Source organism: Psychrobacter sp. AOP7-B1-25, from assembly GCF_052376195.1.
Classification (GTDB): domain Bacteria; phylum Pseudomonadota; class Gammaproteobacteria; order Pseudomonadales; family Moraxellaceae; genus Psychrobacter.
In genome coordinates, this window is sequence record NZ_JBQSVK010000004.1 from 87,454 (window position 1) to 103,201 (window position 15,748).

General features: G+C 41.7%; 13 protein-coding genes and 1 tRNA gene. 11 read left to right on the forward strand and 3 right to left on the reverse strand.

Features of this window, described 5'->3' with window-relative positions; genetic code table 11:
• The first annotated feature begins 47 nt into the window (after positions 1-47).
• The 11 genes from pcaH (at position 48) to ACT3QR_RS05730 (ending at position 12,244) form a co-directional block, all read left to right on the forward strand.
• A complete protein-coding gene (gene pcaH, locus ACT3QR_RS05680; protein WP_444520419.1) occupies positions 48-776 on the forward strand; it encodes a protocatechuate 3,4-dioxygenase subunit beta in 729 nt (242 codons plus the stop codon).
• A 3-nt stretch (positions 777-779) separates the two neighbouring features.
• Positions 780-1,403: a protocatechuate 3,4-dioxygenase subunit alpha gene (pcaG, locus tag ACT3QR_RS05685; protein WP_444520420.1), complete on the forward strand. Its 624-nt coding sequence runs from the start codon at positions 780-782 to the stop codon at positions 1,401-1,403.
• A 103-nt stretch (positions 1,404-1,506) separates the two neighbouring features.
• Positions 1,507-2,697 carry a 4-hydroxybenzoate 3-monooxygenase gene (pobA, locus tag ACT3QR_RS05690; protein ID WP_444520421.1) on the forward strand — a complete coding sequence of 397 codons (1,191 nt, stop codon included), beginning with the start codon at positions 1,507-1,509 and terminating at the stop codon, positions 2,695-2,697.
• Positions 2,698-2,755: 58 nt separating this feature from the next.
• On the forward strand, positions 2,756-3,427 hold the full coding sequence (locus ACT3QR_RS05695; RefSeq protein ID WP_201569010.1) for a 3-oxoacid CoA-transferase subunit A: 672 nt from the start codon (positions 2,756-2,758) through the stop codon (positions 3,425-3,427).
• Positions 3,427-4,074 carry a 3-oxoacid CoA-transferase subunit B gene (locus ACT3QR_RS05700; RefSeq protein WP_444520422.1) on the forward strand — a complete coding sequence of 216 codons (648 nt, stop codon included), beginning with the start codon at positions 3,427-3,429 and terminating at the stop codon, positions 4,072-4,074. Before ACT3QR_RS05695 ends, ACT3QR_RS05700 begins: the two co-directional genes overlap by 1 nt.
• Positions 4,075-4,251: 177 nt before the next feature.
• On the forward strand, positions 4,252-4,779 hold the full coding sequence (locus ACT3QR_RS05705) for a TRAP transporter small permease (protein ID WP_444520423.1): 528 nt from the start codon (positions 4,252-4,254) through the stop codon (positions 4,777-4,779).
• Positions 4,776-6,065 (forward strand): TRAP transporter large permease, encoded by a 1,290-nt coding sequence (locus ACT3QR_RS05710; RefSeq protein WP_444520424.1) that lies wholly within the window; start codon positions 4,776-4,778, stop codon positions 6,063-6,065. The genes ACT3QR_RS05705 and ACT3QR_RS05710 overlap by 4 nt, the downstream gene beginning before the upstream one ends.
• Positions 6,066-6,227: 162 nt before the next feature.
• Complete coding sequence (locus tag ACT3QR_RS05715; RefSeq protein ID WP_444520425.1) at positions 6,228-7,682, forward strand: aldehyde dehydrogenase family protein; 1,455 nt, start codon at positions 6,228-6,230, stop codon at positions 7,680-7,682.
• 163 nt (positions 7,683-7,845) lie between these two features.
• Positions 7,846-8,892 carry a TRAP transporter substrate-binding protein gene (locus ACT3QR_RS05720; RefSeq protein WP_444520499.1) on the forward strand — a complete coding sequence of 349 codons (1,047 nt, stop codon included), beginning with the start codon at positions 7,846-7,848 and terminating at the stop codon, positions 8,890-8,892.
• Positions 8,893-9,022: 130 nt separating this feature from the next.
• On the forward strand, positions 9,023-10,630 hold the full coding sequence (gene mdlC, locus ACT3QR_RS05725; protein ID WP_444520426.1) for a benzoylformate decarboxylase: 1,608 nt from the start codon (positions 9,023-9,025) through the stop codon (positions 10,628-10,630).
• A 159-nt stretch (positions 10,631-10,789) separates the two neighbouring features.
• The gene (locus ACT3QR_RS05730) at positions 10,790-12,244 is read left to right on the forward strand and encodes a NosD domain-containing protein (protein ID WP_444520427.1); all 1,455 of its coding nucleotides are present in this window, start codon (positions 10,790-10,792) and stop codon (positions 12,242-12,244) included.
• A gap of 1,836 nt (positions 12,245-14,080) precedes the next feature.
• Here ACT3QR_RS05730 and ACT3QR_RS05735 read toward each other — a convergent pair.
• The 3 genes from ACT3QR_RS05735 to ACT3QR_RS05745 form a co-directional block, all read right to left on the reverse strand.
• Positions 14,081-14,156: transfer RNA gene (locus ACT3QR_RS05735), tRNA-Arg, on the reverse strand.
• A 73-nt stretch (positions 14,157-14,229) separates the two neighbouring features.
• Complete coding sequence (locus ACT3QR_RS05740; RefSeq protein WP_444520428.1) at positions 14,230-15,036, reverse strand: hypothetical protein; 807 nt, start codon at positions 15,034-15,036, stop codon at positions 14,230-14,232.
• A 63-nt stretch (positions 15,037-15,099) separates the two neighbouring features.
• A complete protein-coding gene (locus ACT3QR_RS05745; RefSeq protein ID WP_444520429.1) occupies positions 15,100-15,615 on the reverse strand; it encodes a hypothetical protein in 516 nt (171 codons plus the stop codon).
• Between the last annotated feature and the right edge of the window lie 133 nt (positions 15,616-15,748).

The following is a 15,748-nucleotide window of genomic DNA, read 5'->3' on the forward strand; positions in this document are numbered from 1 at the left end:
CAAATGCTTTTAAAAGATAAATCTGCTTAATAAAATGGAGAGCTGTAATGAGCCATAAGTACCCTTCTTTTCTACCGCGTGAACGGTCTTGGCAGCCTGAGCCATTTACGCCAGGCTACAAAACAACAGTAGCAAGGTCACCGCGCCAAGCCCTAGTCAGTCTCCAAAGAGCTAGCGATTCAGAGCGTAGTGGCCCTGTTTTTGATGGCTTAGAGATTGGTCAGTATGACAACGACTTACTAATGAACTTTCGGACAGAAGGCACGCAAGCAGGTTTGCCTATTGGTGAACGTATCATCATGCATGGTCAAGTAATCGATCAGTTTGGTAAGCCTGTCCCCAATACGTTGGTTGAGATGTGGCAAGCAAATGCTGGTGGTAAATACCGTCACAAAAGAGATGGCTATCTGGCACCATTAGATCCTAACTTTGGTGGTGTGGGTCGATGTATTACTGATGCTGAAGGGCGATACCGTTTTCGTACCGTGCGTCCCGGTCCTTACCCATGGCCAAATGGAGTCAATACATGGCGCCCTGCACACATTCACGTATCTGTAATGGGTCCGTCAATTTCTACACGTTTGGTGACTCAGATGTATTTTGAAGGGGATCCCCTTATTCCGATATGTCCAATCGTACAGGTATTAAAGGATCCAGAGGCGGTTGAAACGATGATTGCACGTCTAGACATGTCTCAGAGCAAGCCAATGGATTGTTTGGCATATCGTTTTGATATTGTGGTGCGCGGCGCATTACAAACTTATTTTGAGGAGTAGATCATGTATAGCCAATACAAACTACAAGATGATAGCGGTCTGCTACGTGAAACAGCATCTCAAACAACGGGTCCATTTGTTCATATCGGTTTGGCGTTAGAAATTGCAGGCTTTGAATCGCGTTCAGATGAAATTTGGCAAGATTTGGCCAAAGAAGGTGCTGAGGGAGAGCATATTGAATTGGTGGGTCATGTATACGATGGCAATGGTGATGCGGTCCATGATGCATTGATCGAGATATGGCAAGCAGACAGCCACGGTAATTATATTAGCAACTTTGATAACAAAGAACCGTTTAGCGGGTTTGGTCGTAGTGCTTGTGCCTTGGATGGGGATTTTCATTTCCATACCGTCAAACCTGGACAAGTAGATTTTTATGGTAAGCCCATGGCACCGCACGTCAATATCGCCATTTTTGCACGAGGTATCAACCTACACCTGCAAACCAGAGCATATTTCGATGATGAGCAGGAAGCCAATGAGCAGTGTCCAATATTGAACAGTGTGCCTTCAGTGGAGCGCCGTAAAACATTAATTGCTAAAAAAGAGCAGGGTGGAGACAAGCCTCGCTACCGTTTTGATATTTATTTACAAGGTGACAACGAGACAGTTTTCTTTGATTTTTAAAAGACTGTTGTGCAGTTTAAGAGCGTTGTTTGATAGTTAGTATTTCCTATTTAATATTTTTAGGCAAACTAGGATTTGCCAAATAACAAATGAGAGGGATTTCATGAAACACAAAACGAAAGTAGCCATTATTGGTGCAGGTCCGTCAGGACTATTGCTTGGTCAGTTGCTGACTAAAGCTGGTATCGACAATGTTATTTTGGAGAGACAAACGGGTGAGTATGTTTTAAGCCGTATTCGCGCAGGCGTACTAGAGCAAGGTACGGTAGACCTCATTCGCGAGTCAGGTGCGGGCGAACGTATGGACAAAGAAGGTCTAATCCATACAGGTACAGATTTTAGTTTTCAGGGTGAGCACTACCATATTGATATAGAAAAATATAGTGGTGGCAAGCATGTCATTGTTTATGGTCAGACTGAGGTAACTCGTGACCTGATGGAGGCGCGTGAGAAAGTTGGTAGTACTACTATCTATGAAGCAGATAATGTTGAGTTACATGATATTGAGTCAGATAGCCCTTATGTGACGTATCAGCATCATGGTGAGTCGTTTCATTTAGATTGTGACTATATTGCTGGATGTGACGGGTTTCATGGTGTGTCGCGCAAATCGATCCCATCTGATCAATTAGAAGAGTACGAAAAAATCTATCCGTTTGGTTGGCTTGGGCTGATGAGTGACACACCGCCTGTCAACGACGAGTTGGTGTACTGTGCTCATGAGCGCGGCTTTGCGCTATGTTCAATGCGTTCTGAAACTCGCAGTCGCTACTATATTCAAGTACCTGACACAGACAAGATTGAAAACTGGAATGAAGAAAAGTTTTGGGCAGAGCTCAAACGCCGTATTCCACCAGAGATGGCAGAGCGTCTGGTAACTGGTCCTGCAATAGAGATGAGTATTGCACCGCTGCGCTCGTATGTCTGCGAGACAATGCAGTATGGCAAAGTATTTTTGTTGGGAGACGCCGCGCACATCGTACCACCGACGGGTGCTAAAGGATTAAATCTTGCGGCTAGCGATGTCGATACGGCTTATCGTTTGTTCGTAAAAATATATGAAGACAATCGCACTGATCTCATTCCTCGTTATCAAGAAATTTGTCTAGCGCGCACTTGGAAAGCCGTCCGTTTTTCATGGTGGATGACAATGCTATTACATCGCTTTCAAAGCGCTGGACGTTTTGATTTCCGTGTACAACAAGCTGAGTTTGATTACTTTATTCATTCTGAAGCGGGTAAAGCAACCATCGCTGAAAATTATGTTGGCCTACCATTTGAAGCATTAGAGTAAATAGCTGAGTTTCAATTATTTAGATCTAGCGACTCAACTTTTTATATAGGATGATTCCATGTTAAACAAAGTGACAGAATCTGCCATCGACGCCATGAATCATATCAATGATGGGGCAACCATCTTGATAGGTGGGTTCGGCTTGGCAGGTCAGCCCGCCGAGTTGATCGACGCATTGATTGAACGCAATGCCAAGGATTTAACCATTGTCAGTAACAATGCAGGCAACGGCGAGACAGGCTTGGCGTTATTGCTAAAATCAGGCTGCGTACGCAAAATTATTTGTTCGTTTCCGCGTCAGCACGATTCATATATTTTCGATGATCTTTATCGTTCAGGCAAAATTGAACTCGAAGTGGTACCACAAGGTACGTTGGCTGCTCGTATGCAAGCTGGCGGTAGTGGTCTTGGCGCGATTTATACGCCGACCGCTTATGGTACGCTGCTTGCTGAAGGCAAGGAGACACGAACTATCGATGGCGTAAACTACGTATTAGAATACCCAATTAAAGCAGATTTTGCTCTTATCAAAGCTTTTCAGGGCGATCGTTGGGGGAACCTAACTTATCGTAAAGCTGCTCGTAACTTTGGTCCAATTATGGCGGCAGCATCGAAACATACTATCGCTCAAGTGAGTGAAGTTGTTGAATTGGGTGCGTTGGATCCTGAGCACATCATTACGCCAGGTATTTTTGTGCATGAAGTTGTCTGTATTGAAGGAGACAAATAATGAGTAATTATACTCCGCGTTCAGTTGATGAGATTGCCAAGCGTGTCGCTCAAGACATTGAAGAAGGCATGTATGTCAATTTGGGTATCGGACAGCCTACTAAAGTCGCTGATTTCCTACCAAAAGATAAAGACATTTTTTTGCATAGTGAGAATGGTGTTTTAGGCATGGGGCCAGCCCCTGAAGAAGCTGATAGAGATGGCGATCTGATCAATGCTGGCAAACAATATATCACGCTACTCAAAGGCGGTAGTTACTTTCACCATGGTGACTCTTTTGCCATGATCCGTGGTGGACATATTGATCTATGTGTTCTTGGTGCATTTGAAGTGGCTGAAAATGGTGACATCGCCAACTGGTTTTTGGGTCGTCCTAAGGACATTCCAGCAGTAGGTGGTGCGATGGATTTGGCAGTGGGGGCTAAAAAAGTCTATGTCATTATGGATCACGTTAGCAAAAATGGCGAGCCCAAAATTGTCAAAAATCTCAAACTACCGATCACAGGAGAACAGTGTGTTAATAGAATTTACACTGATTTGGCAGTGCTTGATGTCACAGATCAAGGGCTAGTAGTTCGTGACATGGTCGTGGGGCTAAGTTTTGATGCACTGCAAGAAAAAACAGGTGCTAAATTGATAAGATCATAATCAGCTATTATTTAATACACTTTACTATTAGCAATATGTTTAACCATCAAGAAAGGACTCCATGATGAGTATTAATTTATCTGCGTCAGCCATAGAGGCTGTCTGGCCCGATCTATCTAATATACCTAGTAACTTTGATACTGCTGCATTGGCCGTTCTTGCTTTGGTAGGTGCGTTATGATGATCCTAACAAAAACCAGCGCGACTATCTCGCGGCTATGTCAATTTATCGGCGGTGTTAGTCTCATTATCATTGTGCTTACCACTATGCTCGATGTCAGCGCACGCTACATATTCAAACTCACCGGTGGTGAGTTTGGCTTTACCGTCAAAGGTAGTGTAGAGATCGTCTCCTACTTTATGCTATTTGCATTATTAGCCGCCTTTGCCGCCTTCGTTGAACGCTCACAAATCATTGTCGATGTCTTCACTCAGAAAATGCCCCAGTCTATCAAAGGCTACCTCATGGGGATCTTTATGATGGGCTTCTTTGTCATCGGTATCGTATTCTCATGGGGACTCTATGAGAGTGCTATTGACGCTGTTGAATATGGCAAAGTCACCCAAGACTTAAGACTCTCTATGATGCCTATCTATGCCATCAGCGCTTTTTTAAGTACCTTACTAGCCATTCGCTCATTGATCGAATCCATCAACATCTTTAAAACAGGCGAATTCTTTGACGCCGAGGAGACAGGCGCATGAGCCCAGAAATTATCGGTGCGATTGGCCTAGTTGTCATGATTCTGCTTGTCATCTTACGAGTACCCGTTGCACTTGCCATGTTAGGTGTCGGTTTAGTAGGTTTTGGTGCGGTTACCGCGCCTAGCGGTGCACTACAAATGCTTAAAGACATTCCTGTTGATGTCTTAGCAAAATATGACTTTAGTGCCATTCCTTTATTTATTCTTATGGGTGTATTTGCCACCCACTCAGGTATGGCAGGTAAACTCTTTGAAGCCACTCGAACCATATTTGGTGGGGTAAGGGGTAGTCTTGGTATTGCAGGTATCGGCTCGTCCGGTATTTTTGCCTCTATCTCAGGCTCATCACTTGCCACTGCCTCTACCATGACCAAAGTTGCACTACCGCAAATGGAGAAGTACGGTTATCAGCCAGGGTTTGCCTGTGGCATCTTAGCTGCTGGTGGTACGCTTGGTATTATGATTCCGCCCAGTATTGCCTTACTGGTCTATGCCATCTTAACCCAGCAGTCGGTAGGTGATATGTTCATCGCTGGTTTCTTGCCAGGCATGCTCGGTATGGTGATGTATTCCATCACGGTAATGATTATGGTGCGCTGGAAGCCGCACTTGGCACAGCGCGGTGAGAAAACCACTTGGAAAGCCAAGCTACTGTCGCTGACGGGCCTTATACCATTTAGTTTTATCTTTATCATCATCATCGCTGGTATCTTCTTTGGGTTATTTACCCCAACAGAAGGAGCAGCAGTAGGAGCATTTGTCTCTTGGGCTTATGCCTTTGCTAAAGGTATGCGTTTAGACGGCCTCAAGCAGTCATTGATTGAGACGTTAGCACTTTCTGCAGTGGTTTTCTTTATGCTATTAGGCGCTGAGGCATTGGGATATTTTATCTCAGTCTCACGCCTGTCTTATTCATTGGCGTCTTGGATCGGTGGGTTGGCAGTCAGTCCAATGATTGTCCTTATCTGTATCTTATTCATGTACTTCCTACTGGGATTGTTCATGGATGCGCTAGCAATGCTAGTCATTACAATCCCTGTGGTATATCCAATCATTCTAGCGTTAGGGTTTGATCCGGTATGGTTTGGCATTATTGCGGTATTGACGGTGGAGCTTGGACTTATTACGCCGCCGATGGGGATGAATATCTTTGTGATTAAGGCGATGGCACCGCACATTAAGCTGAGTGATATGTTCCGCGGGGTGGCTCCATTCATTGTCTCTGATGTGATTCGTTTGGTTGTCCTGGTGATGTTCCCTGCGATATCGCTGGTGCTGTTGGGGTAGGTCTATCAGACAGTCAACAACACAATTATTACAAGGCTTACAGTTAAAGTGCACCGTATTATTCATGATATTGCGTATTGATGTACGCAATATCATGCAGAAGAAGTTTTGTAAGAAAATAGTAGTACTCCTTAGATAAATAGTTTTTAACAAGGAATTAATATGTCTAACTACACAAATCTACATCATAATTACATAGCAGGCGAATGGCGTGATGGTACATCGAGTCATAACATCGTAACAAGTAATCCGTTCACTGGTGAAGATATCGCCACGTTTAAAGCTGCCAGCCTAGATGATATTAACAAGTCTTATGAGGCACTAGAGCACGCACAACAAGACTGGTGTCAGACTAACCCTTATGCTGTGAACCAGATTGTTGAGCAAGCGGCAAAAGTAATGAGTAACCGTCGAGACGAGTTGGTTGACTTGCTAGTGCGTGAGTCTGGTTCTACCGTGATGAAAGCCAATATCGAGGTTGATGCCTGTATTGGGGTTATTAAAGTGGCTGCCGAGTACCCGTTTTTATTAGAAACGACGGTTGCGCGCTCAGCCATTCCTAATAAAATAAATCACATCATTCGTAAGCCAGTCGGTGTAGTGACAGTAATTGGTCCTTTCAACTTCCCAATGTTTTTGGCCATGCGCTCGGTCGTCACCGCATTAGCGAGTGGTAATACTGTGTTATTAAAACCTGCGTCCACAACTCCTATTACTGGCGGTATTTTACTCGCCAAAATCTTTGAGGAGGCAGGTCTACCGCCAGGTATGTTATCAGTTGTTGTACCCAAAACCTCTGAGATTGGTGATTCGCTATATACACATCCTATTCCTCATGTCATTTCATTCACCGGCTCTACTGAGGTTGGTCAGCGCATAGGAGAGATGATAGGCCGCGAAATTAAGCGTTCTATTTTAGAGCTTGGCGGCAATAATGCGTTTGTAGTGTTAGACGACGCCGATATTGATTATGCGGCACGTTCAGCGGTCTTTGGTCGGTTTTTACACAGTGGCCAGATTTGTATGTCAGTGAACCGTGTCATTGTTCATGAGTCTATCTTTGATGCGTTTGCAGAAAAGTTTGTCGAATATACAAAAGGACTGAACGTTGGTGATCCATCAAGACCTGATGTGTTGGTGGGGCCTTTGATTGATGAGCGCGAAGCTGTGCGGGTGGAGCAGGCTGTACAACAAGCAGTGCAAGAAGGTGCTGAGATAATTCTTGAAGGTAAGCGTGACGGTGCGCTCGTTTATCCATATGTCCTAAAGGGCAGTAACGACGTCTATTCTGCACGTACAGAAATGTTTGGTCCTGTGGTTACGTTGATTTCACATAAAGGCGATGCTGATGCCTTACGCTTAGCAAACGACACCAATGCTGGATTGAGCGGTGCTGTGCATTCTGCAGATATCTCCCGAGCACAAAAGTTTGCAGCTGGGTGGCGCACAGGTATGGTTCACATTAATGATCAAAGTGTCAACGATGAGCCGCGCGTTGCCTTTGGGGGTGAAAAAGCATCCGGGGTGGGTCGCTTTGGTCGTCACATTACCTTCGATGAGTTCACGACTTATCAATGGGTATCGGTACAAACTGAACAGCGTCCATATCCTGTTTAGTGATTTTTAATAATTGTTTATCAATAAGTGATTTTGAACTTAAGAATGTAGGTATTAAGGTTCTTATTACTAATTACTCAGGTATATGAAAGCGGCATAGATTGGAAGCTATGCCCATTTATCTATCACAATAATTGTCTACCATCAAAAAAAGGAATTCATGATGAGTAAAACCTTTTCAGTTAGCTTAATGTTGGCGGCTCTAGTGGGTATGACGGCTTGTTCATCATCAGATGACAGCACCACTCAAAATGCTCAAGAAGTCACCACTCTGCGTTTCTCACATTTTTGGCCTGCTACATCGACCACAAATACAGGAATATTTGAATACTGGGCAAAAAAAGTAGAGGAAGACTCACAAGGTAGGATTCAGATCGAGATATTCCCTTCTGCAACACTCAGCAAACCAAACGCAACCTATGATGCAGTTGCCAGTGGTGTGGTCGATATTGGGTCTACGCTTCAAGGCTATACCAATGGCCGCTTTCCATTGACTCAAATTACTGAGCTACCAGGGCTTTCAAACTCGGCAACACAACTAAACTGTATGCTCCATAATCTATATGACGATGGTGTGATTGCAAGTGAGTACGAAGACACTCATGTGTTGTTCATGATGGGAACGGGCCCTGGCGGTTTTCACACGGTAGACAAGCCGATTCGCACACCAGATGACTTAGCCGGAATGCGTATTCGAGGTCCTTCAGCAATAACGGGCAATATCATTGACGCAGCAGGTGGCACGCCAGTGGGGTTGCCAGTGACCGATCTTTATACCTCTTTGCAGCGCGGTGTATTGGACGGCATAAGCTTACCTTGGGATGCTATGGGTTCCTTTAAGTTGACAGAGATAACCAACACTCATACGAATATCCCATTTTATAGCTCACCGATTGTTGTGACCATGAATAAAGATAAATATGAAAGCTTGCCAGATGATCTTAAAAAAATTATCGATAATAATTCGGGTGCGGCGATGGCCAAAATAGCGGGCAAGGTGTTCGATGAAGATGACGCAAGATATATGGCTGAAGCCAAAGCTAAGGGTGACTCAATCATAGATATCCCCAATCCACTAGAAAATCCTGAATGGAAAAAGCCCTTAGAAGCAGGCACACAAAAATATTTAACAGATCTTGCCAAGCAGGGTTTGGACGCTCAAACAGCTTATCAAAAAACTATAAAAGCCAGTGCCGCTTGTCAGTCTTAATAGCTAGGTCACTTGCTCCGATAGTAAGGTCTGTAAAGCAGTCAAATATTCAACAGGCCTTAGTATTAACAATTTTGACAATCAACGCTTAGCAATAAGCAATAAGTAATTAGTGACAAGGATGTCTTTTATGTCTTCTATCCAGCATACAGATACTGTACAACAAGTGACGTTTCGTTTGATGCGTGAACTTAATATGACGACAGTATTTGGTAATCCCGGCTCTACTGAGCTTAATTTCTTGAATAACTTTCCTGAAGATTTTGAATATATATTGGCTTTACAAGAATCATCTGTTGTGGCGATGGCGGATGGCTATGCTCAAGCATCTGGTAATGCTGCTTTTATCAATCTGCACTCAGCAGTAGGGGTTGGCCATGCCTTAGGAAATATATTCACAGCATATCGAAATCACACACCTTTGGTCATAACGGCAGGCCAGCAATCTCGTAGCATTTTACCATTTGCACCTTATCTTGGCGCAGATCACGCTGCCGACTTTCCAAAACCGTATGTTAAATGGAGCATCGAGCCTGCGCGTCCTGAGGATGTGCCATTGGCAATCGCTCAAGCGTACCATATTGCGATGCAGCATCCACGTGGTCCAACCTTTGTATCGATACCTTCTGATGATTGGGATAAAACGACCTGTATGCCTCACTACTCAAAAGTGATTGAGGGTACAATACCAACGCCCGAAGCTATTAATCAGCTCTTGGAGGTACTCAAAAACAGTCAAAATTTAGCTATAGTTGTTGGTGCAGATGTCGATAGGCAGGGCGCATTTGATAATGCTGTTAAACTGGTTGAGCGGCTACAAGCACACGTTTGGGCAGCACCGTATTCGAGTCGAGCCAGTTTTCCAGAAGATCATCCTCAGTTTGCAGGGTTTTTGCCTGCGCTTCCTGAGCAGCTGTCAGAAAAATTGTCTGGGTATGATGTAGTTCTAGTGATTGGCGCCCCTGTGTTTACGCTACACATTGCAGGAGATGTGACGATATTTGATTCAGCAGTCAAAATATATCAAATTACCGACGACCCAAAATATGCGGCATTTGCATCGGCAACCACCACTTTATTTGGTTCAATCAATCACAGTATTAGTGCCATGTTGGATAAAATCCTTCCTCTATCCAACTCTCAGAGTGACAAATTTGTCATGCCCTTGCGTCCTGCTGCGCCTAAGGTAACTGGAGCGACCCCTATTCCAGTGGAATATGCCATTGATCTGCTATCGCATGCACGACCATCTGACTCTATCATCGTCGAAGAAGCGCCTTCTCACCGGTCTGTCATTCAACGTTTTTTGCCCATTACACAAGCGCAAGGCTTTTTTACGATGTCCAGTGGCGGTCTTGGCTATGCACTACCAGCATCAGTAGGAGTCGCATTATCCACCAATAAACGGGTTGTATGTTTAATTGGTGATGGTTCTTCTATGTATTCCATTCAAGCTGTTTGGACGGCCGCGCAGTTGAATTTGCCGGTGACATTTATTGTGCTAAACAATTTTGGGTATGGTGCCATGCATTCTTTTGGCAAAATTATGAGGAGTCAGGCTGTACCAGGGCTTGATTTGCCCAATATCGATTTTGTGCAATTGGCCAATAGTATGGGGTGTGAAGGTGCCCGTATCAAAGAGCATGAAAATCTGCCCGAAGCAATCCATAAAGCGGTCAATGCATCGGGCTGTTATCTGTTAGAAATTATTGTTGATGCGGATACTGGCAATATTTAGCGGCTATTTGTAATGTTGTGAGTTCCATTTAATAAAAAAATATAATTTTAGACTTATACCTATATAAATATGAGTGTGAAAAGTTTTTTGGATTACTTGAGTTAGGTGGATAAACTTAAAGCCATTAAGAAGTAATAATTTATTGATAAGGAAATAGAAATGAAGAATGTTATTCCAGTATTAGGTATGATTGCTTTAAGTTGTAGCAGTCTTGTGCACGCTGATACATATATAGTTAATAATTATGCTGATGATAATTCACAAGGAACACTACGCTGGGCAATTGAACAGTCTAATACTAACAACACACAAGGAAATGAGATCTTAATCCAAGCTGTTGGTAGAGCACCTTATATAATTAAAGCTAGTAAACCATTGCCACCAATAACATCCTCAGTGAAAATTGTTGGAACGGAGTGGGCTAAAACAGGAGAGTATATTGCAATTGATGGTTCGCAATATATCAAGGGCGAAGGCGCGAAAGCGTGTCCGGGAGCTAATCCTAAACAATATGGAACAAATGTACGTACTACAACATTACCAGGATTGGTTATACAAGATGTTGATGAGGTGACGTTAAAAGGTTTAGATATCCATCGTTTCTGTATTGGTGTGCTAATTAATCGTTCAAGTAACAATCTAATTCAACACAATCGCATAAGTAATAATTATGGTGGTTCTGGTGTTATGCTTACTGGTGATGATGGTCAAGGTAATCCAACTTCAACGACAACTAATAACAATAAAGTGTTGGATAACTTGTTTATCGATAACGGTGACGGTTTGGAGCTTACACGTGGTGCGGCGTTTAATCTTGTGGCAAACAATATTTTTACTTCCACTAAATCTAATCCAGAGCCTTCGCAAGGTGTTGAGATTTTGTGGGGCAACGATAACACTGTAGTTGGTAATAAGTTTGAAAATTATTCTGATGGGTTACAAGTTAACTGGGGAAAACGTAATTACATCGCATATAATGAACTAACCAACAATTCAATTGGTTTCAATTTATCGGGTAATGGTAATATTATTGATAGTAATAAAGTGCATGGTAACCGTATAGGTATAGCAATACGCTCAGAGAAAGATAGTAGCGCACGTACTACCTTAACTAAAAATTTAATTTGGAACAATAGTAAGGATATTAAACGTTGCGAAGCGGGTGGTTCTTGTGTACTGAACCAACATTTAGGCGCAATTATTTTTGAGGTTCCTGGACTGGAGCATGCTGATTTTATTGGGTCTCGTGGTGGGGGTGTAGTAATTGAAGATGCGAATCTTCAAAAAACTTGTGCTAAGTCAGATAAGGATAATTGTAACAGTATTCCCAATCAAGCAATTCAAACACCGAACTTAAGTGTAAGTAAAGGGGAAATTGTGGCAGAGATTAAGGCACAACCAAACCAGCGTTATCAGCTAGAATTTTTTGCTAATAGTCGAGTAGGTTTTCAAGAGGCCGAACAGTATCTTGGATCAAAAATGGTAGCAACTAATGCTAGAGGAAAAGCAAAGGTGTCTTGGAAGCCTATAACTGGCGTAGCAACAGTGACAGCTACATTAACTAATCACCTAGGTGCAACTTCCGAACTTAGTCCTGCTGTAGTTGTTCCTTAATGTCGTATTTTTTACTTAGAAACCATTATAAGCTTTGATTTGAAAGCTCTCACCTAGGTAAAATTCACGGTTTTCAAAACCTTTCAAGATATCAATTATAAAGCTTGAAAGGCTTTTTTGTATTTTTAGGATGGTGGATTATTTTTATATCTTGAGGAGGTATCGAGATTCTAAGTACTTTGAAATAAAAATCTTTGGCTTACAATATATTTTTTAATAACATGAATATTATTAACTGTTGTACGTAATATAGTGAATAATATTAAAATAAAATCAAAAGCTTCTAGTGTCAAGTAAGAACATTCTAGTTATCCATAATCATGCTTGAAAGGCTTTTAATATTTTGCATCAATTTAGATCGAAAACATCGGATACTAATATGCATGTTTTGAATGATTATTATCATCAGATTACGTGACTAAAACCTCCCAAGTTTAATTATACGGATTTGACGGCAGGGATCACTCCAAAAAAAGTAATCTAGTTAAAGCTATAACGGGTATTACACAGCAGATTAAAACTGCAAAATCAATAATCGAAGGTATAGAGCAAGAGATAGACGATCTTTCGCAGATACCAACTAATACTGTAACGGCGGTTCAGGATATAAATGCTTCATTATTATCTTTTGGTTTTACTGGATTTAGCATACAGCCTTTTAAGCAAAACAGGTATCAAACCTCAATTTTTACAAACTCGCCTGAGTAAATTTCCGAACCCAAAAAGGGTACTAACAATATGCCGTATATATCGTTAGCATCTTTTTTCTACTACCTATATCTAATCATTATCGATGTTTATTTATTACGCTAATAACCTTAAACCCTCGTTAACAAGACTATAAGCATCTAAAAAATTACTACTTAATCCATAAAATAATTTTACCAAAAGCGTAATCGTCAGTAAGCTTTAGAACTAGCTAGCTGTTCAAAGACTAATAAACACAATGATAAATACTAAAAGGGCGGCTAATGCGCCGAAGCGAATTAGTGCAAGATCACTATGATTAAACCCGTTAGTATGAATTTATGTCGTAGATTATCGATTACGATAGTAAGGATATAGAGGAGCTGAGTCTTTATGCTCTCCACTTACACCCTATGCTACGTGAGAGGCTCGATACCGCTTTTCTAAGCTACGTCAACAGGATTTAAAGCTGTAGGAGGGTAGTTTCTATCCGCTAAATACTGATAACGGTGGAGCTGATAATGCTAAGGATAAACAAGAGGACTGACTATTAAAAATAGCCGCAAGATTGAATGAGCTATTCGATAATGAAAATCTGACCGATAGATACCTAGTGACTTACTCGCATACTATCTGGAATAAAGTTAACGAAAACTAAATCGTCATGAATACGAGTAGAGTTAGTGTTTTAAGTGAGAGGGGGTTGATTAGGTCAGATAAAAACATCAATTTTTAGCTGAAAGTAGCTTTGATTATTTATTTTTTCATAAAGTCACTTCTCCACATAGCATACTCACATACTGCACAAAACCAACTCTCTTTTGCCCGCATATAGTCAATATCAGCAGGTACTTCAATTGGACAGGCGCTCCCAGAATATTCACAGCAAACATCATCTAAGCAAGCATAGCATTGGCTTACAGTTTCAAATAATGTTTGCGATCTAATATGGCATTTTTGACAGAGCATACGCACATAATCTACATAGCTGATTTTATGATTATAGGCCCAATAATCTTCACAGATCATTTAACAACTTTATATAGGTGCTAGTAGGTAATGACAAGTGTTTAATAAAGACTAACTACTAGATATGATAGGTGTTTGAAGGGCTTGAGGTAACGCGAGGTTATGTCTAAATACCATGATTGGTGCGCCCACCAAGACTCGAACTCGGATCGATCGCTTAGGAGGCAACTGCTCTATCCTGTTGAGCTATAGGCGCATTATGGAGTGACATTGTAGGAAAAAGCAGTCATAAAAGCAATCAACAAAAGATAAATAAAGACAATTTATCCTTATTCACCATTGCTAAGCGCGTCAGTGACATCTACAGCATGATCACCTGACGCATTTTTTGCCTGTGAGGTTGGTTTAAATAAGTCATTTACACTGTTCCTATAACCACTGATATTTTCATAATCATACTTTTTTAATATATCTTGACCTGTGCTCGACAGCAAAAAGCTACGGAAGCTAATAGCAGTCGTATCGTCTGTCAAAATAACACCTTCAAGAGCTTGTCCATCTTTTAGAGCATATTTGAAGGGATTTAGAGTTTGTATCTTTTTATCTTCATTGTGTGTATTGGTGTCATTACTCTTGTTAGAGGTATCGTTTATGCCAGCACCTTCAATGTTTGTCTGACTCTGACGTCTTCTATCTTGAGCATGTTGCAATTCTGACTGTAGGAGTGATATTCGCTCTGTAGACAGGCTATCGTCATTGGTAATAATCAAATCTGTATTAAAAACAAAATTAGAGTTTTTGTCTTCGTTATGGTTACCGATTGATACTGTGAGAATGTCGTTAGAAGGTACATAGCTCGCTAAAACCTGCACATGCGGATAACGAGCCTCAAAGCTCACAATGACATCATCCAGAGGTATCTGTAATTTCTCCTCTGCTCGAATATATAGCACACTGTCAGCAATCTCTCTTGGTTCATTACCCTTCGTACTAGAATTTGGTTCACTTCCATTTGCCATAATGGGCAATGGGTCTGTGTTTTTGCGATTATTGGTCCATAGCCAAATGCAGACCGTGATAAAAATTGTGAGCAGCAGCAAGACTAGCCCAGCCAGCAGTAGTTTGTAATCTTTCATATATTACTGCTCTTTTATTAGTTGATTTATGGCAAAGTTTACATACAGAGTGTTATCTAGTTTTCAAAACTTTTGTTCTAGTACTTCATCGGTTAATTCTGCCAGCATATGGGCGAAGATATCTGTGTCTGCAGAAGGGATCGATACTCGTTCTTCATTATCTTTCTCAGCATAGCTATTGGTTTGATGATTTATTACAGAGTTAGGTTGGGCATTTAATACCTTAGCAGACGCAGTAGTTTGTTGCGCTGCTAACGGCGATTCACCTGCTAATAGTCTGTCTTTTAACCATTTAAAACCATGTGCCTCCCACCATGCTTCAAAACGTGGCAGCGTGCTACCACGTATCGCTACAGGTAGATCTAGCGTTCTCAACTTCTGCGCAAGTACAGGGTCGCTAATAGCTTGATGGATGCTCAAATAAAGTGAGCTGCTGTCATCCTTATAAGGTCGTCTATTCTGCCATGACCTGTCATCTATCTTCATACGTGGCAGTTGCCACAACTCACCGCGATAATACACGACGTATAAACGTTGTTTTGAATGGACAAAAACAGCATCAATGGGACGCAATGGCATAGTATTAAGTAATTCCGTCAATAGAAAGTGTTATTTAGATACAGGTTGTAAAGGTCAATTCAAAAACCGTAATGAAAATTATTTCATAGTATATATGAGTGATAGTATAAAACGACACTAAATGTCGCAAGCT